Below are 23,359 nucleotides of genomic sequence, written 5' to 3' on the forward strand. Positions count from 1 at the left end.
GGTCCGAGCGGAAGCCGACGCCGGAGGTGGTGGCGGTGCTGGTCAGGGTGGTTCTCCCTCGTCGTCGTTCCACCTCAACGCGACGGGCTGCCGCGCATTCCGGGCGACCGACTGGTGGACGTCCCCCTAGTGTCGGTCGCATGCCCAGCGAATACCCGATGAACGGATTCCGCGTGCGTGACCACCGGGTCCGGGTGCCCGTCGACCGGTCGGCGCCGGACCGGTTCGGCTCGATCGAGGTGTTCGCCCGCGAGCTGGTGGACCCGACGAAGGCGTCGGACGACCTGCCGCTGATCGTCTACCTGCAGGGTGGTCCCGGGCAGCAGGGACCCCGGCCGCTGGCCGGTGGCTGGGTGGGCACGCTGCTGGAGAAGTTCCGCGTCGTCCTGCTCGACCAGCGCGGAACCGGGAGGTCGTCGCGCGTGGACGGTCGCACGATGGCGCAGTTCGAGGATCCGGCGACGGCCGCCGACTACCTCGCCTGCTTCCGAGGCGACGCGATCGTGGCGGATGCCGAGCACGTGCGAACCACGGTCTACGGCGGTCGGCCGTGGGCCACGCTCGGGCAGTCGTACGGCGGGTTCCTCACGCTCACGTACCTGTCGCGGCACCCCGAGGCGCTGACGATGTGCCTGGTCACGGGCGGCCTGCCGCCGGCGACGGCCACCGCCGCCGAGATCTACGCGCACACCTATCGCCGGCAGGACGCCCGCAACCGCGAGTTCGCCCGTCAGTTTCCCGACGACGTCGCGACGCTCGGATCGATCGCGGACCTGCTCGCCGCACAGTCCGTGGTGCTCCCCGACGGGGACCCGTTCACGCCGCAGCGGCTGCAGATGCTCGGCATGCCGTTCGGGATGAGCACCGGCTTGGACCAGCTGCACTGGCAGCTGGACACGGCCCTCGACGCGGACGGCGGGCTGTCGGCGGGCTTCCTGTCGGTGGTCGGCCACCAGACCGCGTTCGACGGCGACCCGCTCTACGCGGCGCTGCACGAGGCGATCTACCACCAGGGCCCGGTCCCCGGTGGCTGGGCGGCGGCGGCCGAGCAGGCGAGCCGGCCCGCCTATGCCACGTCGGCGCGCCCCCTGCAGCTGACCGGCGAGGTGATCCTGCCGTGGATGTTCGACCAGGTCCGGGCACTGAAGCCGTTCCGGCCGGCGGTCGATGAGCTGCTCGGCCCGCGCGACTGGCCGCGGCTCTACGACCTGGACCGGCTGGCCTCGAACGAGGTGCCCGTCGCGGCAGTCCAGTACTACGACGACCCGTACGTGGACCTCGACCTCGCGCTGGCCACCGACCTGGGGAACGCGCGGGTCTGGATCACCAACGAATACCTGCACGACGGCCTGCGGATGGCCGGCGACGAGATCCTGCCGAGGCTCCTCGACCTGGCCACCGGCAAGGCCCACGTGACCGGCCGGTAGTCCCACCGGTTCGATCACAGCTCGCCGACGCGCGTGCCGCGCGCTAGGCCGGGGACCATCCGAGCGCCGGGGCGACCGACGTGGCGACGTTCTCCAGGATCCGGCGGCTCATCGCGTGGCTGGCGTTGGCGGGCAGGACGATGTCGAGGCCCGTTACCTCGGCGAGGGCGACGTCTGCGGTGAGGCTGGCGACCACCTGCTCCGGACTGCCGTGGTGGGTCGGGCTGAACACGCCGAAACCGCCCGGGGCCCGGCCGGTGGCGTCGAACCGGCCGGCGTACCAGGCGATGTAGTCGGCGAACAGCTCGTCGTCCGCGGGCGTCACGCTGGGGAGCACGATCCGCCCGGCGACCGCCCGCGGGGTGCGGCCGGGGACGTCGAACGCCGCCTTGTACGCGCGGATCTGGTCGCGCTGCGTCTCCTCGAACGACCGGCCGTCGTCCTCGCTGTTGAGCGTCGAGACCAGCAGGTCCAGCCCCTGTTCGGCCGTCCGGACTGCCGTGGCGGTGGAACCTGGCCCGTACCAGATGCGGTCCGAGAGCCCGGGGCTGTGCGGGCGGACGATCAGCTCGGTGCCCGGAGGCGCGATCGGGAACCCCGTGTCCGGCGCGACGGCCACCGGCTTCCCCGCGATCGCGGCACGCAGCCGGTCGATGCGGTGCTGGGACTCGTCGTCGAACGACCGCTCGGCCGTGCCGTAGACGCCGTCGAGGATGCCTGCCGACGGCTTGATCCCACCGGCGACTCCGAGCTCCAGGCGGCCGCCGGAGAGCAGGTCGACCGTCGCCGCGTCCTCCGCGACCGCGATCGGGTCCGCGTAGCGCATGGGCAGCACGGCCGTGCCGAACCGGATCCGCTCGGTCGCCTGCGCGATCGCCCCGAACAGCGGGAAAGGTGACGACAGGAACTGCTCGAGGTGCCGCACGCGCACCCAACCCGTGTCGTAACCCAGCCCCTCCGCGTACTGGAACAGGTCGATCGCGTCCTTGAGGGACTGCGCGGCGTGGGAAGGGTCGTCGTAGGGGACGAACGTCAGGAAGCTCAGCTCGAGTCGGGGGCTCACGCGCGCAGGGTACGACCTCGACGTCGAGGACCTCGCCGCGGAAGCGGTCCGTCCCAGGGTTCGGGCGTCCGGGGCGGTCGATCGGGTCGGGTCACCGGCGCGTCAGGCGGATGACGGGAATCACGCGATCTGTGGCTTTCTCGTACTTGACGAACCCGTTCGACCGGGCCGTGATCAGCCGCCACGCCTCGTCGCGTTCGTCGCCGTGCAGCTGCGACGCGGTGACCGCGACGCGCTCGCCTCCCACCTCGACGCCGACCCGGTCGGGGTGCGCGGCGAGGTTGTAGTACCAGGCCGGATTGCGTGCCGCCCCGCCCGCTGTCGCCGTGATGTAGCCCGAATTGCCGCCGGCCGGGAACCACGCCACGGGGGTGATGCGCTCCTCCCCGGACTTGCTGCCGATGGTCACGAGCGCGATCGTCGAGGCGCCCTCGAACGACCCCTTGCCACGTGCGCGCCGCGCCATCATCCGGTTGCCGAAGCGCTCCAGCGGGCTCGTTCCGGGCTGGCGCGCACCCCGGGTGCCGTTCGGCGTGTCGAATGCCATGGCCTGGGCTCCTCTCCGCTCCTCATCGTCGCATCGAGTCGCGCTGCCGGCGCGTGGTGGGATCAGCTCTTGTCGCAGTCCGGCCGGGGGATCTGTGGAGGACGGGGTCACCCGACGGGCGTCGGGACCCAGGGGACCTGCGTCTCGGAGACGCGGGCGAGGATGCCGTCGAGCACGGCGACGCGGTCGAACTGCAGGGCGTGGGCGCGGGCGCGCCGCTCCCAGGAGGCGCGCTCGTCGGCGGACATCGCGAGCACGCGGTCCAGGGCGCCGGCGATCGCCGGCGGGGACTCGACGGGCACGATCAGGGCGCAGTCGCCGACCGCCTCGCCGATACCGCCGGTGTCCGTGGTGATGACGGGGCCGCCGCCGGCGAGCATCTTCTCGACGAGGGCGATGCCGAACGTCTCGACGAACTCCGGGCGGGGCTTGCTGGGCAGCACGTAGGCGGCGGAGCCGGCCATGAGGTGGGCCTTCTCGGAGTCGTCGACGTCGTCGAGGAACGTGATCCGGTCGGCCGCGGGCGACGCCGCCGCCAAGGCGCGCAGCCGGCTCGCGTCGGGCCCGTTCCCGGCGATCACGAGGGTCAGGCCGGCGGCCAGCGAGCTCGACGCGAAGCCCTCGATGAGGTCGTCGACTCCCTTGGCGTGCGCGAGGCGGGACAGGAACAGGACGTACCCGTCGGGCGTGAGGCCGCGGGAGGCCAGCACGGACGAGGGCGGCAGGTTCAGGTAGGAGCCGACGTCGACCGCCGGGTAGGACACGGTGACGCGCTCGCGGCACTGGGCGGCGAACGTGGTGCCGTGCTTGGCGTCGATGGCGGCGGCCTCGCTGATGATCAGCTCGCGCGTGTAGTCCGAGACGGCCAGGCAGACGTCGTGCTCGAGGTAGCTGGACAGCACGTGGGCGGCGGCGCCGAACTGGTCGTTCTCGACGCAGGCGCGGACCACGTTGGTGACGTCCGACCCGACGGCCTCGGCGACGGTCACCACGTTCACGGGCAGCCCGGTGCTGCGGGCGACGCGGACGGCGTCGGCGATCGCGAGCGAGTGCGGCGACAAGTACAACGACATGGCGACCGTTGGTACACCGTCGGTGAACAGCTCGACCAGTCGCCCGGTGATGCCCGCGAGCCAGCGTCCGTCGGGCACCTTGTAGTCGCCGACGGGCTCCGGACGCTCGACCGTGATCCCGGGGCTGTACGGGAGCACACCGTCGAGCGGCTTGAGTGGCAGCCCGGTGGCCTGCAGCCGCTCGATGGTCCACGTGACGATGCGGACGTCGTCGAAACCCCTGTCCAGCGCGGCTTCCGCCAGGTTGCGGGCCTCGCCCGAGTGGCCGCAGATGACCGGATCGGCGCGCACGACGATGACGAGCCGGCGTCGGGGACTGGTCATGGCGCTCCCTCGGGGATCACGTGCTCACGGACGGTGGCCGGACGGTGGTGCCCCAGTCCGACGGGGTCGGGCCGAGCGAGATCAGGAGCCGTCCCCCGCGGTGCAGCTCGGCACCGGTGAGCCAGGTGCGCTCGAGCGCCTCACCATCGAGGTGCACGGACTGTACATATTGCGTGGGGCCGGCGGGTGTCGGTTCGATGAACCCTTGGGTCTCGACGTTCAGGGTGCGATCACCGACGGCGATGCTCGACTCTCGCCAGGCCGGCGCGTTGATGAGGAAGAGGCTCTGCCCGGCGACGGGGAACAGGCCCAGCGACGCCCAGACGTACCAGGACGACAGCCCGCCCGAGTCGTCGTTGCCGGGCATCCCACCCCGACCGACGGCGAACTGGTTCTGCACGATCGCCTGGACGACCTCCGCGGTGCGGTCGGGCCGGCCGGCGTACTGGTAGGCCCAGGGGGCTTCCATGTCCGGCTCGTTGTTCAGACCCTCGAACCTGTTGAGCGCGTAGCCGATCGCCATCTCCTCGACGCTCGGCCGCAGACCCGGCTGGACGACGGCGGGAGCCCCGTACCCGAAGAACTGGTCGAGCTGCGCGACGAAGGCGTCGTCGCCGCCCGAGAGCTTGATCCGCGCCGCCATGTCGTGCATGAGCCGGAAGGAGTAGTTCCAGCGACCACCCTCGTAGTAGGTGGAGTCCTGCAGGAGGCCGGTCGCGGTGTCGTAGGCGTTGACCCACTGCTCGGCGAGCGGCGCGAACTGGTCGACGAGGTCCTCGTCGCCCACGTGCGCAGCGATCTGCGACGTGCACCAGTAGCCGAACGCTAGGTCGAGCGTGTGGCTGATGGGGTGCGCGATGCCGCGCAGCAGGAACTCCTCGCCGTACGTCCGACGAAGGTCGTTGTGCATGTGCACGAGCGCCCAGTCCCAGTCCATGCCGGGCAGCCCGAGCTGGCACAGGTCCGACAGGAAGGTGTGGGCGAGGGCCGAGGCCTGCCGGCTGAACTGGTCGGCTCCGCGGGCCATCCGGTACCCGATCGGGAGGTTGCCCTCCTCCTCGGCGATCGACAGGAGTGCCTGCGCGAGCTCGACGGCGCGGTCCGGCAGCAAGGTGGTGAGCAGCGGGAGCTGCGTCCGGTAGATGTCCCACATGGTCGCGATGTCGTACGCGAACGGCCCGTCGGTCGGCCAGAACGGGCTCTCGTCGGGCGCCAGGCACGGCTTGATGAGCGAGTGGTACAGGGCCGTCGAGAAGACGGTCTGCTTCTCCGTCGAGGGGGTGTCGATGCGGATCTTGCCCAGCGTCCGCTGCCAGTCCGCGGCGGTGTCCGCGCGCCTCGTCGCGAAGCTGGACGGACCCGGGCCGCACTCCTTCTCGAGGTTCGCGCGGGCCTGGTCGACCCCGCGCAGCGAGAACCCGAACCGCAGCTCGACCACCTGACCCGGTTCCGACGGACCGGCCCACATGAGCCCGAACGGCCGCAGCGTGGTCGGCCGGATGCGGTCGAAGTCGAGGCGCGTGCCACCGGGCATCAGGCGCCGGTCGTACCAGAGCATCTGCCGCCAGTGCGGGTCGTCGCACTCGACGTGCACGGCCAGCGGCGTGCCCTCGACGACGATCTCGCCCTGCGCCACCCCGGGCGCGATCGACTCCAGGTGCGCCCGCAGCGGCACGGTCCGCCCGTGCGGGATGGTCAGGCCGCCGAGCGAGAAGTCGATGACCAGGCGCGCGTCGCGGTGCGCGGGGAACGTGTACCGGTGGACCGCGCTCTTGGGGCCGACGGTGATCTCCGCGCGGATGCCCGACTCGAGCGTCGCCGAGTAGTAGCCGGGCTCGGCGTCCTCCTCGACGATGTCCCAGAGCTGACCCAGGTCGTCCAGCGGCTGCAGCATCGGGGTGACGCGGAAGTAGTTGTAGTACTTGCGGATGGCGCCGGTGCCGGACTGCTGGAAGTGCGTGAAGCCGCTGGCGACGGGGTTCGCGTGGATCGGGCTCGGGAGGCCCTCGGTGCCCAGGTCGTAGCGGCCGTAGCCCGTCGGGTAGCCGCCCGAGTACGAGCACGCGCTGACCATGCCGAGCGGGTACGTGGCGCCCGGGTGCGTGTTCCCGACCTGCGGCTTGGGCCACCACCACGTCGTCGCGAGCCCGTGCTGCGCGGGCAGGCTCGTGGCCTCCGTGCCGATGAACGGGTCGACTCGCTCGAACATGCGGTTGCTCCTCCCGCGCGTGCGTCAGTGCCTCGTCCTGCGGACGGTACGACCGCAGGGTTACGGGCGGGTTTCGCGACGACGCAGCGGGCCCTTGTCGGGCGTCGTCCCGGCCGCCATCGTGGGTGCATGCGCTACGAGGTCACGCAGGTCGGTCGGGTCGAGTCTCCGTTGTACGACCGGGACCAGGCGCCGCGACAGGGTGACGAGGGGTCGCCCGACGCGTGGGTGGTGGTCGCCGACGAGTACGCCGACGCGGTGGCCGACGTCGCCGTCGGCGAGGACGTGCTGCTGCTGACGTGGTTCGACCGCGCGGCGCGCGACGTCCACGTGGTGCACCCGCGCGGCGACGTCACGCGCACCGCGCTCGGCGTGTTCAGCACCCGCTCACCCGACCGCCCGAACCCGATCGGTCTGCACCGCGTCACGGTCCGCGAGATCCACGGGACACGGCTGCTGGTCAGCAACCTGGAGGCGCTGGACGGCACGCCGGTCCTGGACATCAAGCCGGTGCTCGGAGCGGTGCAGGAGCGTTGAGGGCGGGTCGGCCAGGGCGGAAAGGTTGTCTCCAGAGACTACTCGTGCAAGAGTACTCCCGTGTCGTCGATTCGGTTGTTCATCCTCGGGTCACTCGCTGAGCGGGGGCCCATGCACGGGCACCAGCTGCGGCTGCTCGCCGAGCAGGAGCACGTCACGCTCTGGACGGACATCACCGTGGGCGCGCTGTACGGCGCGATCAAGCGCCTGGGCGCCGAAGGACTGATCGCGGAGGAGCGCACCGAGCGGGAGGGTGCGTACCCGGAGCGGCAGGTCTGGGCGATCACCGACGCGGGTCGGACGACGCTGAGCATCATCCAGCACGACGCCCTCCGCGCGGTCGTCGTGAAGCCCGATCCGTTCGACCTGGCGATGACGCGGCTGGACAAGAAGCGGCTGGACGCACTTCCCGCCATGATCGATGCGCGGGTACAGACGCTGAGCGCGATGCTCAGCGAGTCCGAGACGCATGGGGAGATCGCGCAGCAGTACCTCACGGCCAGCGAACGGTTCGTGATGCGGCACAAGGCCGACCGGCTCAGGGCTGAGCTGGCCTGGCACAGAGAACTGCAGGCAGAGCTGCCGACGATCATCGCCGACGAGAGGACCCGGGACCATGACTGAGGCCACCGCACAGGCCTGGACGCCGCCCAAGGTGCCCAGGAGCTCGTGGAACGCGCTCATCGTGCTCATGGCCGGCATGTGCATGGCGCTGATCGACACGACGATCGTCAACGTCGCTCTGCCGACCATCCGGGACAGCCTCGACGCGTCCGAGGCGACCCTGAGCTGGATCATCTCGGGCTACGCGCTGGCGTTCGGCATCGCACTGATCCCGTCGGGGCGCATGGGCGACCGGCTCGGGCACAAGTGGGTGTTCTTCACGGGGTTGGCTCTGTTCACGCTGGCCAGCCTCGCCTGCGGTTTCGCGCAGAGCAGCATCCAGCTCATCATCTTCCGCGTCGTCCAGGGGCTCGCGGGCGGCATGTTCGTGCCGGGCGTCACCGCCTTCATCCAGCTTCTGTTCCCGGGGCCGGTGCGCGGCAAGGCGTTCGCGATCATGGGCTCGGTCATCGGCGTCTCGACCGCCATCGGACCGATCCTCGGTGGTCTGCTCATCGAGGCGTTCGGCGACACCAACGGCTGGCGGACGGTGTTCCTGGTGAACATCCCGATCGGCATCGTGACCCTGATCGCTGCCGCCAAGCTGCTGCCGGCGGGCAAGCTCGGGACGACGTCCAAGGCGGGGGTCGACCTGGTTGGCCTGGTCCTGCTGACCGCCGGGCTGGTCGCCATCCTCGTGCCCTTGATCGAGGGTCAGGACAAGGGCTGGCCCGCGTGGACGTTCATCACCCTCGCGGCCGGCGTGCTGCTGATCGTCGCGTTCGCGCTCTGGGAGCTACGCATCAAGGACAAGAACCCGATGGTGCCGCCGCACCTGTTCAGCCACCCCGCGTTCACGGGCGGCACGGTCCTCGCGATGATCTACTTCGCAGCGTTCACCAGCATCTTCTTCACCATCTCCCTTCTCTGGCAGGCCGGTCTGGGGCACACGGCGCTGGAGTCGGGCTTCGTCGGTGTGCCGTTCGCGGTCGGCTCGATCATCGGAGCCTCGCAGAGCAACCGGCTGGCGCAGCGCCTCGGCCGCACGGTCCTGGTGGTCGGTACAGCGCTGGTCGCCGTCGGCCTGGCATGGGTCTGGATCGTCCTGAGCACCGTCTCGGCCGCCGACCTCACCAACTGGGACCTGCTGCTCCCGCTGCTCCTCGGCGGCATCGGCAGCGGCCTGTTCATCGCGCCGAACGTGCAGTTCATCGTCGCCACGGTGGATCGGTCCGAGGCGGGCGCGGCCAGCGGCGTGATCAGCGTGATGCAGCGCGTCGGCAGCGCCATCGGCATCGCGGTGATCGGCAGCGTCCTGTTCGGGCACCTTCACCCTACGAGCCCGCAGTCGCTCCCGCAGGCGTTCACCGACGCTGCGGCCGCCGCGATGCTCGTGAGCGCCATCCTCGCGGTGGTCTCGTTCCTGCTGGTGTTCGTCCTGCCCAAGAAGGTCGACTCGGGTCACGGAGCTCCGCCGCCGACGGAGTGAGTGTCGGTGGTCGGGTGCATCGTCGGGGCGTGACGATCTCCCGAGAGGCCGGGCTCGCGCTGGCCGAGAAGTGGACGGCGATGTGGAACGGCGATCTCGCGCTGGTCGACGAGATCCTCGCTCCCGACTTCCGGATCGAGTTCGGCGCCGTCGTCGCCGACCCCGACCCGGCACTGATCACCGACCCGGCGGGGATGGCGGCGTTCGTCGGCACCTGGCGTGCCCGCCGGGGTGACCTCACGTTCGCACTCCAGGCTGCCCAGCTCGTCGACGAGGGCGACGGCGTGGCGTTCACCTGGTCCGTGGAGCTTCCCGGGACGACCCGGCGCAGCGGCATCGATCTGTGCCGACTGGTCGACGGGCAGATCGCGCGGGTCTGGTCGGTGACGGGCGAGCGAGCCTTCCCCGCGTGACGCGCCTACGCCAGCTCGAGCTCGCGGCTCTTCGTCTCCCCGAAGAACTGCGACACCTGCTGCAACGTGGAGAAGCCGTCGCCGGCGAGGTCGACCAGCAGGTCGTTGCTCCACATCATCAGCCGCCCGATGGTCCACTGGACGCGAGCGGCCTCCGGCAGCTCGAGCCCGTAGACCGCCTGGGCGATCTCGCGCTTGCCGCCGGCCGGGGTGCTGTAGGTGAGGATCGGCAGGTACCGCTCCGGCTCGACGACGCAGAGCACGCGCGTGAGCAGCGACTCCTTGAACCCCGTCATGCCGAGCCCGCCCTGCTCGTGCACCAGCCGCGTGAACCGGTCGGCCATCGGCACGCTCGGGGGTCCGTACAGGAGGTACCGGATGGTGTTGCGGGTGCGGGCCGTGGCCTCGTAGTCGCCCATGGACTTCCACGCGCGGTTGAACACCGACATGTTGCCGGGGGCCGCGCCGACGGTGCTGTTGGCGAACTCGCGCAGGTCCTCCGGGTCGGCGTCGGCGATGTTGTCCGCGCTGAACACCTTCTGGTAGCGGGCCCAGTAGGCCAGCACCTCGGGGTCCGGGGTCTGGTGGTCCTCGAGGAAGACGGCCTTGAGCGCCTCGACGCGGGCCATGCGCTCGGGTTCGACGGAGTCGCGGTCGGGGAACCGGTCGCGAAGCCCCGAGTACGACGCGGGGGTGTCCGTCACGCGCTTGGCCTCGCCGCGGGTCCAGGTGTGGTGGCAGGACGAACAACGGATGATTCGGCGATCGTCCGGCAGTCGCTCGACGAGCTCCAGCTCGTCCGACTTGCAGACCGGGCATTCCAGCATGAGTGCTCCTTCGCCTCTATGGGTTCAGTGTGCACGTCCTGAGAGATCGGCGGGCCGGGTCCTCGGTGGGTGGTCGTCCTCGTCTCGCCGTCTTCACCACATCTCTACGGCCGCTCGCCCCGACCCAGGACTTAGGTCCGGGCTGACGGAGAATCGGTCGACCTAGCGTCGGGATCACGGACCACACCCACCATCCCGGGTCGCCCGTGTCTCGGCCTGAGGTACCCCCCGGTGGCCGACCTGTCGAGGACCCCGAGGACGAGCCATGAGCGAGCACCTTCCGCAGCAGCGCACCATGGCGCGCCGCCGGGTCGTGATCGGCCTGGACATCGGTTCCGTCACCGCGCAGGTCCGTGTGGTCGACGAGACCTCCGGGGCCATCGTCCTCGACCACGTGTCGGCGTCCGCCAGCTGGTCCGCGACCCCGCTGCGCTACGCGACCGGCTGGATCGTCGACGCCGTGCGCGGCGCGCTCGACGACTGCGCCGACGTCGAGCTGGCCGCGGTCGCCGTCGGCGCCACCGGGTGCGAGGTTCGCGCGCTCTGCGACGCCCTGGGCACCACGGTCTGCGTCGCGCTGCGGGTGCCGACGACCGTCGTCAACGACGCCGAGCTGCTCATCCCGGCCGCGGGGCTGGAACGCGGGGTCGGCGTCCTCGTCGGCGGCTCCGCGATCGCCGTGGCCACCGGCCCGGGGGTGCTCACGGGTGCGTCGAGCTGGGCGGTCTCCGACGTCGGCAGCGCGTCGGCGCTGGTCCGCGAGGCCGCCCTGACCGTGCTGGCCGGCGACGCGCGTGGCGACGAGCCCGACACTCTGCGCCACCTGCTCATGGACTCCATGCAGCTCCGGTCGGTCGACGAGCTGGCGCAGGTGCTGCGCTGGAACTCCCGCTCGCTCCCGTGGGGCGTCCACGCGCCGGCCGTGTTCCAGGCCGCCGACGAGGGGTCGAGCGACGCGCAGGCGCTCGTCGTCGCCAACGCGCAGGCGGTCGCGAGGCTCGTCGTGCAGCTCGCGCAGCGCGGCGTCGACGTGCTGCACGCGGTCGTCGGCGGGGACGTGGCGCCCGAGGTGCCCCGGCTGTTCGCCGGCATCCGGCGCTCGATCCTCGACGAGCTGCCCGACGCCGACGTCCGCATGCTCGACGTCCCCGCGGTCGAGGGTGCGGTGCGGCTCGCGCAGCGGTCCGTACTCGAGGGCCCGGGCTGCGACTACTCCTAGAGGGTCTCCTTGACCGCCTGCTCCCACGGGGTCGCGGTGATGCCGAGCATCCGCTCCGAGGCGGTCGTGTCCATCACGAACGGCTGGGTGAAGTGGTCCGCGACATCCGCGATCTCCCGCATCAGCGGTGAGACGAGGCCCAGTGCGCGGACGACTCCGTTTCCGACCGGTCGGATGCGCGGCGGACGAGCGCCGGCCGCGACGGCGAACCGGGCGCCCAGCTCCCGGAACGTCAGCGGCTCGGCCGTCGGGACGTGCCACGCCCGGCCCCAGGCCTGCGGTGTCGCGCCTGCCGCGACCAGCGCCCGCGCGAAGTCCGGCAGGTAGGTCCAGCTGTGCGGCTGGTCGACCGCGACGACCGGACGGGTGGTGCGGCCCGAGACGATCGGGCGCACGAACCGCGGTCCGGCCATGGCCTGCGAGTCGGCGAGCGGGCCGAGGTAGTCCGCCGCCCGGACCTCGGTGGTGCGCAGGTCGGTGCGGGCGGCCGCGTCGAGCCACATCCGGGCGCGGACCGCGCCCTTCGCGTCGGTCGCCCGCATCGGGGTGTCCTCGAACATGACCGCGCCGTGCGCACCGTAGCCGTAGAGGTTGCCCGCGGTGACCAGCACGGCGCCCGTGCGCGCGGCCGCGTCGAGCAGCGCCGCCGACAGCGGGGGCCAGTCGGTGGTCCAGCGCCAGTACTGCGGGCTGGCGCAGTTGTAGAGGACGTCGGCGCCCGACACGGCGGCGGTGAGCGCCTCCGTGTCGGTTGCGTCGACGGCCACGTGCTCGATCCCGGCGGAGTCGACGCCCCCCGAGCGGCTGACGACGCGGACCCGATGACCGCGGGCGACGAGCTCCTGGGCGAGCGTGGAGCCGACGGCTCCCTTGCCGACGATGACGTGCTGATCCATGACGCGCGCTCCTTGCCTCGACCGCCACGCCGGGCATCCGTCCTCGGCGCTTACGAGAGCACTGCTCTCGTCTGTGAGCGATGCTCGCACATCGGCGACGCGATGACAAGAGCAGTGCTCTTGTACGTGATCGGTGCTCTCGTGGCTGTCGGAAAGCAGGCACTATGAGCCCATGGCACCCACCACCGCCCGCGAGCGCGCCCGCGCCGAGGTCATGTCCGAGCTGCTGACCGCTGCCCGGGACCGACTGGTCACCGAGGGTGCCGCCGAGCTGTCGCTGCGCGCAGTGGCACGCGACCTGGGGATGGCGTCGTCGGCCGTCTACCGCTACGTCGAGTCCCGCGACGCCCTGCTGACGCTGCTCATCATCGAGGCGTACGACGCGGTGGGGCAGGTCGCCGAGCAGGCCGCGGGCCGCCCCGACCAGGACCCTGCGACCGCGTGGCTCGCGGTGGCCCGGGCCGTGCGCGGCTGGGCCCTCGAGCAGCCGCACTCGTTCGAGCTCATCTACGGCACGCCCGTCCGGGGCTACCGCGCCCCCGAGGACACGGTCGTGCCCGCGGTCCGGCTGTGGGGCGTCATCGTCGGCCTTCTCCTGCGGGCGCAGGCCGAGGGCTCCCTGACGCCGGCCGGCCCCGACTTCGACCCCCGCGGCCGGGTCGCACCGGAGGTGTACGCGTTCGTCGGCTTCGACGACCCCGCCGACGTCCCGGACGACGTCGCGCGCGTCGCCGCACGGTCGGCCACCCTGTTCACGTCGCTCGTCGGGGCGATCTCCGTCGAGCTGTTCGGGCACCTGCACCGTGTCGCGGGCGACTTCCCGCGCCTGTTCGACGTCACGATCGGCACGGCCGCCGCGGGCGTCGGGCTGCACGTCGACCTGGCGTGACCGGCCGCCGGACGGAGGACATTCGCCCAGTGTTCGCCCGCGAGTCGCGCCAAAACGCTGGTGAAATGGGCAGACGTCCGGCACCCTGAACCCGACCGTGCCGTACCGACCTACGCGACCAGCCCGAGGGGAGACACCGCCCATGACGCTCGACCTGCGGATGTCGCGACCTCGACCTCGGAAGCTACCCGACCTTGCCTGAGCACTCGCTCGTGCGATCGATGGGCCGTCTCCGACACCGGGGGCGGCCCATTGCCGTCTCCGGACCCTCACCCACCCGCCTCGCTAGCTCAACAGGACAGAGCACCGGCCGACGACGCCGGAAGCCGCTGGTTCAACTCCAGCGCGAGGCACCAACTCGAAGGGAACGACCATGACGGGAGTCCTGGTCCTGAACGCGGGGTACGAGCCCCTCCAACGCGTCAGCCTCGCGCACGCGTTCCGGATGCTGCACCGGCAGGTCGCGGTCGTCGAGGAGGCGGTGGACGGCCGCACCTTCGGGCCGTACCCGCTGCCGCGCGTGCTGCGACTGGTCCGCTACGTGCAGATGCGCTGCCGCAACCGCCGGGGCATCCCCACCTGGTCGCGCAGCGGCATGCTCGAGCGCGACGCCCACCTGTGCGCCTACTGCGGCACGGTCGGCGCCAGCACCGTGGACCATGTGCTGCCCCGCAGCCGCGGCGGCGCCAGCTCCTGGCTGAACACCGTGGCCGCGTGCCTCGACTGCAACCACCGCAAGCGGGACCGCACCCCGCAGGAGGCGGGCATGCGTCTGCGGTACGAACCGCACGTCCCCACGCACCTGGACCTGCTCGCGCGGTGAGGTCTGAGCCCGCCGGGGCCGGCCATCCCGGTGGGCACCGCCCCGCCACCTACACGCCGTGCAGCCACGGCGTGTAGGTGACGCCCACGAGCAGGCCCTCGGGGCTCAGCAGCCGCGCCGTCGTCTGGCCCCACGGCTCCAGCGTGGTGTCCCGCAGCAGCCGGTGGCCTTGGGCCGTGAGCTCCGCGACGCCCGCGCCGACCGCGTCCACCGAGGCGACGTCGAGCTCGAGCCATGCCTGGGGCGTCGGCAGGTCGGCGGGCCATTCGGCGCTGCCGAACGTCGACTGCGCCGCCTGGGCCAAGGGCCAGAGCGCGAACGCCTTGACGCCGTCGAGCGAGTCGTTGGTCAGGTAGCCGGGCACCGGCTCCTCCAGCGGGATGCCCAGGCCGTCCCCCCAGAACGCACGGGCCGCGCCCGCGTCGCGCGTGATCGGACCGAACCCGGCGACGAACGAGATCTCCATGGGACCGACCGTACTGAGCAGGTCCGACAGCCGCACCGACGCCGCCGCGGGGCGTGCGCCCGCGATCGTCGCTGAGATGTGACACATCACGTGTTCAAGATCGGGCTGCCGACGGCCGACGCACAACAGATGACTGGAGCATCCAACCCCGCGCCCGGCTGGTACGACGACGGCAGCACGACAGGCGTGGTGCGCTGGTTCGACGGCGCGGGATGGACCGAGCAGACCCGGCCCGTGGCGGCAGCACCGGGGTACCCGCGCGCGCTCGACGCCGCAGCGGCGGTCGTGACCCAGGACGCACGCTTCGCGGTGGTACCCCAGGCCCCGGACCCGCGGTTCGCGGTGGAGGCAGGCCCGGGCGCGTACGGTCAGCCGGTCGGCTTCGGACAGGCGTCAGCGCCCGGCTTCGGGCAGGTGTCTGGCTACGGCATCGGGCAGCCGCCCGGCCCCGGCTTCGGACAGGCGCCCGCCTACGGGCCGAGCTACGGCGGTGGCTTCGTCGGCCAGGCTCCGTTCTACGACGAGGCAGCGATCCGCCGTGCGCGCCGTCGGATCGTGCGCGACGTGACCTGGGGGCTGGTCTGGCTGGTCGGCGGGGCCGTGCTCGCCTTCCTGCACGTCCACGCGCTGCGCTCGGGGGGCTCGACGGCGCACGTCCCGTTCCTGACGACCGGCGGCATCACGGTCGGCATCGTCTCGTTCGTCCGGGCGACCCGGGCCTACCGGGCGATGGTGCAGCTGGGTGGAGAGCCCTGGACGCCCGCACTGCGCCTCACGATCAGCCTCGTGGCAGGGGCCGCGTTGCTGGTCTCCGCCGCCGGCACCGTCATTGCGTGGACGGGCGGCACACCGGGTCCCCCGGTCGTCGGTTCGTGCTGGAACGCGTACGGGAACAACACGTTCGGCCAGGTCCTGTGCTCGGCACCGCACACCTACGAGGCCACGGGGGAGACGAGCGACCCGCAGGGCGCCGACTGTCCGCCGTCCACAACCGTCCTCACGCGGCTCACCCAGGGCAGCACCGGCTATCTCTGTCTCGGGCCTGCGGGCGACGCCGCCGCGAGCTGAGCTCAGGCCGGCGGAGGCAGCAGCGCGCGTGCGCGGACGAGGACCGCGTCGAGCATGGCCGGGGTCAGGCGCCCGGTGAAGGTGTTCTGCTGGCTGACGTGAAAGCAGCCCAGGACGGTCAGCGACCCGATCTCGGCGTGCTCCAGCACGAGCTCGGCCCCGTGCGCGAACCGCGGTCGGGGCCGCGGCACAGCCCAGCCCTGCTCCGCGAGGGTGCTCAGCAGCGCCTGCCAGCCGAATGCCCCGAGCACGACGGCCACGGCCGGCCGCAGGAGGGCCAGCTCCCGTGCGAGGAACGGGCCGCAGGTGCGGCGCTCGTCGGGGGTGGGGTCGTTGGCCGGGGGTGCGCAGCGGACCGGTGCGGTGACGCGCAGGTCGGTCAGCGTGAGGCCGTCGTCGCGGGACGTCGAGGTGGCCTGGGACGCGAACCCCGTGCGGTGCATCGCCGCGAACAAGAAGTCGCCCGAGCGGTCGCCGGTGAACATGCGGCCGGTGCGGTTGGCGCCGTGCGCGGCGGGGGCGAGGCCGACCACCAGGACCCGCGCTCGGGGGTCGCCGAAGCCCGGCACGGGTCGCGCCCAGTAGGTCTGGTCGCGGAACGCCGCACGCTTCTCGACGCCGACGAGCTCGCGCCACGCGACCAGGCGCGGGCAGGCGCGGCACTGTGGGACGACGTCGTCGAGCGCCGCGAGGTCCCCCGCGCCCGCGGCCGCCCGGACCACGTCGTCCGCGTCGTCGAGCCTCACCTCGACTCGTCACCGGCGGCCAGCAGGGCGTCGAGGCGGTCGAGCGCCTCGGCGACAGACGCGACGGGTTCCGGACCGGGCGGCAGGTCCCAGCCGCCCAGCGACAGCACCGGCACCCCCGTGCGCACGGCCAGCGCGACCTCGCTGAGGGTGCCCCACGAGCCGCCGATGCTGACCACCACCTCGCTGGTGCGCACGAGCAGGCCGTTGCGCAGCTCGCCCAGGCCGGTCGGGAAGGCGACCGTGACGTGTGGGTTCGCGTCGGCGGGGTCGGCCCCCGGCAGGATCCCGACGACGACGCCGCCGCCGCCCGCCGCTCCGCGCGACGCCGCCGCCATCACACCGCCCAGTCCGCCGCACACCAGGACGTGCCCGCGCTCGGCGATCCCGCGACCCAAGGCCTCTGCGTCCCGCTCCTCGTCGCCAGACGCGTCCGACGGCCCGACCACCCCCACGTACGCCACGGTCACCGCCGCCCTCGAGACCGGCACTCCGGTGCGAGAACGGCACTCTGAACTGCTGTTCTCGCACCGAACTGCCGGTCTCGACGGCGCATGCGCGGGCTCGGCTACTCGAACCTGGAGGGGTCGCCGGCGCCCACCCGGACCACCTCGGGGGCGCCGTCGGTGAAGTCGACCACCGTCGTCGGCTCGGTGCCGCAGTCGCCCGCATCGACGACGGCGTCGAGCACCAGGTCCAGCTCCTCCTTGATCTGCCAGCCCTCGAGCATCGGCCACTCGGCGCCGGGCATCAGCAGGGTGCTGGAGAGCAGGGGCTCGCCGAGCTCGCGCACGATCGCCATGGCGACGGGGTGGTCCGGGATCCGCACGCCGATGGACCGCTTCTTCGCGTGCGCCAGCCGCTTGGGCATCTCCGGCGTGGCGGGCAGGATGAACGTGTAGGGGCCCGGCGTCGCCGCCTTGATCGCGCGGAAGGCGCTGTTGTCCAGCTGGACCAGCTGCCCGAGCTGGGCGAAGTCGGCGCAGACGAGCGTGAAGTGGTGCCGGTCGTCGAGGTGCCGGATGCGGCGGATGCGGTCCGCGCCGTCGTGGTTGTCCATCCGCGAGCCCAGCGCGTAGCAGGAGTCGGTGGGGTAGGCGATCAGCGCGTCTCCCCGCAGCAGCTCCACCACCTGCGCGATCGCGCGCGGCTGGGGGTTCTCGGGGTGGACGTCGAAGTAGCGCGCCATGGGATCGAGCCTAGTAGCGGCGGCCGGTCACGCCTTCTCGGGCGCGACGCCCCGGACCTCGTCGGCCGCGAACCGGCGGTGCGAGTCGGCCAGCTTCGTGCGCGCGGCGGCGCCGAGGTCCACGCCCAGCACGTCGGCCAGGCAGACCAGGTAGACCAGGATGTCGGCCATCTCCTCGGCGACGCGTCCGTGCCTCGCCGGGTCTGCGAAGCGGGCCACGGCCTCGTCGGACGGCACCCACTGGAACAGCTCGGCCAGCTCACCGACCTCGCCGACGAGGGCCAGGATCACCGACTTCGGGTCGTGGAACTGCTGCCAGTCGCGTTCGGTGCTGAACTCGCGGACCAGACGCTGCAGCTCGGCGATCTCTCGTTCCTCCGTCACGGCGCCCAGCCTGGCACGACGAGCACGGCGAGCACGGCGGTTCGTCGGCGAGCGCGGCGGCCGGGCCGCGGCGCTCGGCCACGAAGGACGGCGTTCGGCGACGGGGAACGCACGAACCCCCGGGCGCGAGGCACCCGGGGGTTCGTGGGACGACGACCGATCAGGCGGCCGGCTGGGCGTCCAGGATGTCCACGACGAAGATCAGCGTCGAGTTGGCGGGGATCTTGTCCGACGCCTTGTCGCCGTAGGCCTGGTCCGGCGGGACCACCAGGAGAACCTGGCTGCCGACGGTCTGACCGGTGAGACCCGTGGTCCAGCCCGGGATCACGCCGCTGAGCGCGAACGTGGCGGGCGTGCCGGTGTCCCAGGAGGACTCGACCGCGGTGCCGTCCCAGAGGTACAGGCTGTACTGGACGGTCAGGGTGTCGGTGGCGGCGACCGTCGCGCCGGTGCCCTTGATGAGCGGCTGCGCGATCAGGGTGGTGGGCGGCGTGCCGCCGACGGGCGTGACGGTCGGCTTGCCGGTGGCGGGGTCGACCGTGACGGTCGGCAGGCCGGCCGGCGGCGTGACAGCCGCGCCCGACGCGCGGGTCGGGACGTCGCGGACGCCGACGACCTCGCCCGCGATGACGGCCGAGCCGGCACCCGCGGACTGCTCCGGCACGGCGAACACGAAGCGCGTGCCCACCTTCTGGCCGGCCAGCTGGTCGTGGAAGATGAAGTCGGCCGTCAGGTTCACGCTCTCGGGCTTGGTCGAGTACGTCTCCTGCAGCTGCGAGCTGTCCTTGCCGGACACGGCCACGAGCTGGATCTCCATGGCCTGACCCTGCTTGATCTCGTCGCCGGTGCCGGGCTCGCGGACGTCGATCACGGGAGTGGTCACCGTGAAGGGCGTGCCGGGCAGCGTCACGGTCGGCGCCGTAGCGGAGTCGGTCCACACGACCTTGACGCCGGCCAGGGCCGCCTGGTCGGCCGCGGTGGCGGCGGAGTTGTCGGATGCGCTCGCGGACGCCGACGGGCTGGACGCGTCGCCGGAGCTGCCGGAGCAGGCGGCGAGCGCGAGGCCCACGGTCAGGGCGAGGGCCGCGGCGGCGAGGCCACGGCGCGAGGTGCGGTGTCGGCGCACGGGAGATCCTCCGTCAGTTCGGGTCGACGCCCGGGACGGCGCAACGGCTGGCACGGTACGCGACGAGACTGGGAGCGCGCTGAGGACGACCGGTCGGTGGACCGGAACTTCACCGGATCTACGCGGGAACCAGGTGGTCCGGACACACCTCGAACCGGTCCGGCTCGATCGCGAGCTCGCCGCGGCCGCCCGTCAACGAGCGCAGGTCGAGCACGTAGCGAGCGAGCTCCGCCTGCGGCACCGACGCCTCGATGAGCACCGTGCCGTCGTCCAGCGACGTGGTCGCGCTGATGTGCCCCCGGCGCGCCGACAGGTCGCTCATCACATCGCCCTGCGCGGTCGACGGGACGGTCACCGAGACGTGGCTGATGGGTTCGAGGACCGTGGTGCCGGCCGCCTGCAGCGCCTCGCGGACCCCCGACGCCGCTGCCGTCCGGAACGCCATCTCCGAGGAGTCCACCGAGTGCGACTTCCCGTCGTAGACCTCGACCCGCAGGTCGACCACGGGGTAGCCGTGCGGGCCGCCGGAGGCCATCGCCTCGGCGACGCCCTTGTGGACGGCCTGGATGTACGTGCGCGGGATGGCGCCCCCGACCACGGCGTCGACGAACTCGAACCCGGACCCGTGCGGCAACGGCGAGACCCGGAGCTGGACCACGGCGTACTGACCGTGGCCGCCCGACTGCTTCTTCACCTTGCCCTCCGCCTCGACCGGCCGACGGATGGTCTCGCGGTAGCCGACCGGCACCGGCGACGTGCTGACGTGCACCCCGAACACGCGCGCGAGCCGGTCGAGCGCGACGGCCAGGTGCGTGTCGCCGAGCCCGCGCAGCACCGTGCGGTCACCCTCCCGGGTGACGCTCAGGGTGGGGTCCTCGGCGGTGAGTCGGGCCAGAGCGGCGGAGAGGCGGTCGTCGTCGGACTGGCTCACGGGTTCCAGGGACAGGCCGAAGACGGGTTCGCGGTGGTGCTGCGGGATCGTCGCGGACGCGCCCGGTCCGGAGCGGTCGGCCAGCAGCGAACCGGACGGCGTGCCGGTCAGCTTCGCGACCGCGCCGATCCGTCCGGCGGGCACCGAGTCGAGCGGCAGGTGCTCCTTGCCGCGCAGCCGGAACAGCCCGGGTACACGCTCCTCGGTGCGGGTGGTGGTGTTCACCAGGCGATCGCCCGGGCGGACCGTGCCGCTGAGCACGCGGAACAGGGTGACCTGGCCGACGAACGGGTCGGCGAGCGTGCGGAAGCAGTGCACGAGCGCCGGGCCGGTGGGGTCGGGCTTCACGGAGACGGCGCGGGCTCCGATCAGCACGGACCGGTCGCTGGGGTCCGGGCCGAGGTCGCACAGCAGGTCGGCCAGCCGGTCGACGCCGACGCCCGTGACGCCCGAGACGACGAGGACGGGGAACGCCTCCATGGCCGTCACCTCCTGCGCGAGCGTCGTCAGCTGCTCGTCGGCGGACGGCACGTCGCCCGCGAGGTACCGCTCGAGCTGGGCGTCGTCATGCGTGACGATCTCCTCGGTGACCTCGTCGTGCAGGCGGTGCTCCTCGTCGGCGATCGACCCGGCCAGCGGCTCGCTGTGATGGTGACCGTCGGCGTCGTAGGCCAGCCCCTCGTCGGAGAGCACGTCCGCGACTCCGGTGAACGCCGTCTCCTCGCCCAGGGGGAGCTCGAGGGGCACCAGACCCTCGCCGAACGCCGCGCGCAGGTCCGCGAGCACGCGCCGGAAGTCGGCGCGCGCCTTGTCCTCCTTGGTCACCACGACGATCCGGGGCAGGCCGGCGTCGGCCGCGGCCCGCCAGGCGGTGTGGGTGCCCGCTTGGACCCCGTCGACCGCGCTGACCACGATCAGTGCCAGGTCCGCCGCGGACACGGCCGCGTCCGACGCCCCGACGAAGTCCGCGGACCCGGGGGCGTCGAGCAGCGTGACGTCGTACTCGCCGTGGCCGGTGGTCCACGCGAAGGGCGCGACGCCGAGGGCCAGGGACTGCCCGCGCGCGATCTCCTCGGGCTCGTGGTCGGTCACCGTCGAGCCCTCCTCGACGCGCCCGACGCGGGTCAGGACACCCGCGCGGTGCAGGAGGGCTTCGGTGAGGGTGGTCTTGCCGGATCCGGCGGCGCCCAGCAGCGCCACCGTGCGGATCCTCGGCGTCGTTGCCATCGGCGTCTCCCGGTCGGGCCTGTTACCGGCCACCCTAGCGACGGCGGCGGGACGCGACGAGCCCTGACGCCGTCAGCCCGCCGCGAGGGTGTCGACCACGCAGGCGAGCTCGACAGCGTCACGAGGGGCGTTCAGAGCAGGCGCCGGTCGTCCACCCGCACGACCCGTAGCCAGCGGTATCCGTACGCGCCGAGCTCGACCTCGGTCCGGCCCCGGGCGTCGATCGAGCAGGACCCGTCCTGCAGGAGGTCGACGAGGCTGACGGTGTCGTCGCAGTCGGCGAAGCGCAGCGGCACGACGACCGCCTCGTCGCCGAGGTTGTGCAGGGAGATCGTCGATCCGTCCCCCCACGTGCTGCGGTGCGCGAGGACGGACGCGTGCGGCTGCTCGAGGATCTCGGGCTGCGACGCCCAGCCCAGCTCGGGGCTCTCCCGGTAGCGCCGGATGAGCAGCTGCACGAAGTTGAGCAGCGAGTCCGGGTCGCGTCGCTGGTCCGCGACGTTGACGTGCTCGGGCGCGAACCCGCCGGTGGTCACGGGGCCCGGCAGCCGACCCGGGGTCGCTCGGGAGAAGCCGCCGTTGCGGCCCGCGGTCCACTGCATCGGGGTCCGCACGGCCATGCGTCCCTCGGCGGCCAGGTTCTCGCCCATGCCGATCTCCTCGCCGTAGAACAGCACGGGCGTCCCCGGCAGCGAGAAGAGCAGCGAGTAGACCATGCGGATCCGGCGCGGATCGCCCCCGAGCATCGGCGGCAGCCGGCGGCGCAGACCGCGCCCGTAGAGCTGCATGTCCGGGTCGGGCCCGAAGGCGTCGAACACCTCCTGCCGCTCGGCGTCGGACAGCTTGTCCAGGGTCAGCTCGTCGTGGTTGCGCACGAACGTCGCCCACTGCGCGTCGTGCGGGATGCGCGGGCGTCGCGACAGTGCGTCCGCGATGGGCGCCGCGTCGCGTCGGGCGAGTGCCAAGTACAGGTTCTGCATGCCGATGAAGTCGAACTGCAACGTGAGCTCGTCGCTGTCCGCGGTCTCGCCGCCGAAGTACTCGCGCTGCTGCGCATACGGCAGGTTGACCTCGCCCATCAGGATCGCGTCGCCGACCCGCCGCGTGAGGAACGAGCGCAGCTCCTTGAGGAAGTCGTGCTTGTGGGCGACGTCGTCACCGGGCGTCTTGGCCGCGTCGGCGAGCATGAACGGCACGGCATCGACGCGGAAGCCGCTCAGGCCCAGCTCCGCCCAGTAGCCGATCACCTTCGCTATCGCGTCCCTGACCTGCGGGTTCGCAGAGTTGAGGTCGGGCTGCTGGTGGTAGAACGAGTGCCGGTACCACTCGCCGGTCGCGTCGTCCTTGGTCCAGATGCCGGTCTCCTTGTCCGGGAAGACGACCTTGTCCCTCGTGGACGGCGGCTTGTCCGAACGCCACACGTAGAAGTCGCGGTACGGGTTGTCCGTGCTCTTGCGCGCCTCCTGGAACCACGGGTGCTTCCAGGACGTGTGGTTCACGACGAGGTCCGCGATGACCCGGATGCCGCGGTCGCGCGCCGTCCGGACGACCTCGACCAGGTCGCTGACGTCGCCGAGCCGCGGGTCGACCCCGAGGAAGTCGGAGATGTCGTACCCGTCGTCGTAGTCCTGCGTCGGGTAGAAGGGCATGAGCCACAGGCAGGTCACGCCGAGGTCGGCCAGGTGGTCGATGCGCTGGACGAGGCCGGGCAGGTCGCCGGTGCCGTCGTCGTCCCAGTCCATGTACGTCTCGACGTCGAGGCAGTAGATGACGGCGTTCTTCCACCACAGGTCGCCGGTGTCGTGAATCCTCACGCGCTCGGTTCTACCGGAGGCGCCCGGGGAGCGCGCGCCAGGACGCCCGGCCAGCGAGATCGACGCGGC

23 protein-coding genes and 1 tRNA gene are annotated in these 23,359 nt (G+C 72.1%); 10 read left to right on the forward strand and 14 right to left on the reverse strand.

Features of this window, described 5'->3' with window-relative positions; translation table 11 throughout:
• Positions 1-140: 140 nt before the first annotated feature.
• Entirely contained in the window at positions 141-1,427 is a 1,287-nt protein-coding gene (locus ACPPVS_RS00515; protein WP_426593967.1) for an alpha/beta fold hydrolase, read from the forward strand.
• 43 nt (positions 1,428-1,470) lie between these two features.
• Here ACPPVS_RS00515 and ACPPVS_RS00520 read toward each other — a convergent pair whose 3' ends face one another.
• The 4 genes from ACPPVS_RS00520 to ACPPVS_RS00535 form a co-directional block, all read right to left on the reverse strand.
• A complete protein-coding gene (locus ACPPVS_RS00520; RefSeq protein WP_426593968.1) occupies positions 1,471-2,490 on the reverse strand; it encodes an LLM class flavin-dependent oxidoreductase in 1,020 nt (339 codons plus the stop codon).
• Positions 2,491-2,581: 91 nt separating this feature from the next.
• The gene (locus tag ACPPVS_RS00525) at positions 2,582-3,037 is read right to left on the reverse strand and encodes a nitroreductase/quinone reductase family protein (protein WP_426593969.1); all 456 of its coding nucleotides are present in this window, start codon (positions 3,035-3,037) and stop codon (positions 2,582-2,584) included.
• A 107-nt stretch (positions 3,038-3,144) separates the two neighbouring features.
• Positions 3,145-4,434, reverse strand: a complete 1,290-nt coding sequence (locus tag ACPPVS_RS00530; RefSeq protein WP_426593970.1) for a glycosyltransferase — start codon at positions 4,432-4,434, stop codon at positions 3,145-3,147.
• Between the two features lie 16 nt (positions 4,435-4,450).
• The gene (locus ACPPVS_RS00535) at positions 4,451-6,643 is read right to left on the reverse strand and encodes a glycoside hydrolase domain-containing protein (protein WP_426593971.1); all 2,193 of its coding nucleotides are present in this window, start codon (positions 6,641-6,643) and stop codon (positions 4,451-4,453) included.
• Positions 6,644-6,772: 129 nt separating this feature from the next.
• Between ACPPVS_RS00535 and tsaA the strand changes: the two genes are divergently transcribed.
• The 4 genes from tsaA (at position 6,773) to ACPPVS_RS00555 (ending at position 9,685) form a co-directional block, all read left to right on the forward strand.
• Positions 6,773-7,180: a tRNA (N6-threonylcarbamoyladenosine(37)-N6)-methyltransferase TrmO gene (tsaA, locus tag ACPPVS_RS00540; RefSeq protein ID WP_426593973.1), complete on the forward strand. Its 408-nt coding sequence runs from the start codon at positions 6,773-6,775 to the stop codon at positions 7,178-7,180.
• Positions 7,181-7,291: 111 nt separating this feature from the next.
• Positions 7,292-7,804, forward strand: coding sequence for a PadR family transcriptional regulator (locus tag ACPPVS_RS00545; RefSeq protein ID WP_426593974.1), 513 nt, complete (start codon positions 7,292-7,294; stop codon positions 7,802-7,804).
• Complete coding sequence (locus ACPPVS_RS00550; RefSeq protein ID WP_426593975.1) at positions 7,797-9,272, forward strand: MFS transporter; 1,476 nt, start codon at positions 7,797-7,799, stop codon at positions 9,270-9,272. Before ACPPVS_RS00545 ends, ACPPVS_RS00550 begins: the two co-directional genes overlap by 8 nt.
• A gap of 29 nt (positions 9,273-9,301) precedes the next feature.
• Complete coding sequence (locus ACPPVS_RS00555) at positions 9,302-9,685, forward strand: nuclear transport factor 2 family protein (protein WP_426593976.1); 384 nt, start codon at positions 9,302-9,304, stop codon at positions 9,683-9,685.
• Between the two features lie 5 nt (positions 9,686-9,690).
• Here ACPPVS_RS00555 and ACPPVS_RS00560 read toward each other — a convergent pair whose 3' ends face one another.
• Entirely contained in the window at positions 9,691-10,512 is an 822-nt protein-coding gene (locus ACPPVS_RS00560) for a hypothetical protein (protein WP_426593977.1), read from the reverse strand.
• 265 nt (positions 10,513-10,777) lie between these two features.
• Between ACPPVS_RS00560 and ACPPVS_RS00565 the strand changes: the two genes are divergently transcribed.
• On the forward strand, positions 10,778-11,731 hold the full coding sequence (locus ACPPVS_RS00565; protein WP_426593978.1) for a hypothetical protein: 954 nt from the start codon (positions 10,778-10,780) through the stop codon (positions 11,729-11,731).
• Here ACPPVS_RS00565 and ACPPVS_RS00570 read toward each other — a convergent pair.
• The gene (locus ACPPVS_RS00570; RefSeq protein ID WP_426593979.1) at positions 11,728-12,627 is read right to left on the reverse strand and encodes an NAD-dependent epimerase/dehydratase family protein; all 900 of its coding nucleotides are present in this window, start codon (positions 12,625-12,627) and stop codon (positions 11,728-11,730) included. The genes ACPPVS_RS00565 and ACPPVS_RS00570 overlap by 4 nt on opposite strands.
• Before the next feature lie 172 nt (positions 12,628-12,799).
• On the opposite strand from ACPPVS_RS00570, the gene ACPPVS_RS00575 reads away from it, so the two are divergent.
• The 3 genes from ACPPVS_RS00575 to ACPPVS_RS00585 all read left to right on the forward strand — a co-directional run bounded on the left by ACPPVS_RS00575 (position 12,800) and on the right by ACPPVS_RS00585 (position 14,339).
• Positions 12,800-13,516: a TetR/AcrR family transcriptional regulator gene (locus tag ACPPVS_RS00575; protein WP_426593980.1), complete on the forward strand. Its 717-nt coding sequence runs from the start codon at positions 12,800-12,802 to the stop codon at positions 13,514-13,516.
• Between the two features lie 279 nt (positions 13,517-13,795).
• Positions 13,796-13,872 (forward strand) — tRNA-Arg (locus tag ACPPVS_RS00580).
• Positions 13,873-13,889: 17 nt separating this feature from the next.
• Positions 13,890-14,339, forward strand: a complete 450-nt coding sequence (locus tag ACPPVS_RS00585; protein ID WP_426593981.1) for an HNH endonuclease — start codon at positions 13,890-13,892, stop codon at positions 14,337-14,339.
• Between the two features lie 49 nt (positions 14,340-14,388).
• Here ACPPVS_RS00585 and ACPPVS_RS00590 read toward each other — a convergent pair whose 3' ends face one another.
• Positions 14,389-14,805, reverse strand: a complete 417-nt coding sequence (locus tag ACPPVS_RS00590; RefSeq protein ID WP_426593982.1) for a VOC family protein — start codon at positions 14,803-14,805, stop codon at positions 14,389-14,391.
• Between the two features lie 129 nt (positions 14,806-14,934).
• Between ACPPVS_RS00590 and ACPPVS_RS00595 the strand changes: the two genes are divergently transcribed.
• Positions 14,935-15,873, forward strand: coding sequence for a DUF2510 domain-containing protein (locus tag ACPPVS_RS00595; RefSeq protein WP_426593983.1), 939 nt, complete (start codon positions 14,935-14,937; stop codon positions 15,871-15,873).
• Between the two features lie 2 nt (positions 15,874-15,875).
• Here the strand turns inward: ACPPVS_RS00595 and ACPPVS_RS00600 are convergent, their stop codons facing one another.
• From ACPPVS_RS00600 to ACPPVS_RS00630, 7 genes are all read right to left on the reverse strand, one after another.
• Positions 15,876-16,619, reverse strand: a complete 744-nt coding sequence (locus ACPPVS_RS00600) for a uracil-DNA glycosylase (RefSeq protein WP_426593984.1) — start codon at positions 16,617-16,619, stop codon at positions 15,876-15,878.
• Positions 16,616-17,089, reverse strand: coding sequence for a TIGR00725 family protein (locus ACPPVS_RS00605; protein ID WP_426593985.1), 474 nt, complete (start codon positions 17,087-17,089; stop codon positions 16,616-16,618). Before ACPPVS_RS00605 ends, ACPPVS_RS00600 begins: the two co-directional genes overlap by 4 nt.
• A gap of 98 nt (positions 17,090-17,187) precedes the next feature.
• A complete protein-coding gene (locus ACPPVS_RS00610) occupies positions 17,188-17,808 on the reverse strand; it encodes an L-threonylcarbamoyladenylate synthase (protein ID WP_426593986.1) in 621 nt (206 codons plus the stop codon).
• 27 nt (positions 17,809-17,835) lie between these two features.
• Positions 17,836-18,192 carry a nucleotide pyrophosphohydrolase gene (locus tag ACPPVS_RS00615; protein ID WP_426593987.1) on the reverse strand — a complete coding sequence of 119 codons (357 nt, stop codon included), beginning with the start codon at positions 18,190-18,192 and terminating at the stop codon, positions 17,836-17,838.
• A gap of 160 nt (positions 18,193-18,352) precedes the next feature.
• The gene (locus ACPPVS_RS00620) at positions 18,353-19,318 is read right to left on the reverse strand and encodes an FKBP-type peptidyl-prolyl cis-trans isomerase (protein WP_426593988.1); all 966 of its coding nucleotides are present in this window, start codon (positions 19,316-19,318) and stop codon (positions 18,353-18,355) included.
• A 118-nt stretch (positions 19,319-19,436) separates the two neighbouring features.
• Complete coding sequence (locus ACPPVS_RS00625) at positions 19,437-21,476, reverse strand: elongation factor G (protein ID WP_426593989.1); 2,040 nt, start codon at positions 21,474-21,476, stop codon at positions 19,437-19,439.
• Positions 21,477-21,607: 131 nt separating this feature from the next.
• Positions 21,608-23,290, reverse strand: coding sequence for an alpha-amylase family protein (locus ACPPVS_RS00630; RefSeq protein ID WP_426593990.1), 1,683 nt, complete (start codon positions 23,288-23,290; stop codon positions 21,608-21,610).
• Between the last annotated feature and the right edge of the window lie 69 nt (positions 23,291-23,359).

It is taken from the genome of Cellulomonas sp. McL0617, assembly GCF_049994875.1.
Classification (GTDB): Bacteria; Actinomycetota; Actinomycetes; order Actinomycetales; family Cellulomonadaceae; genus Cellulomonas.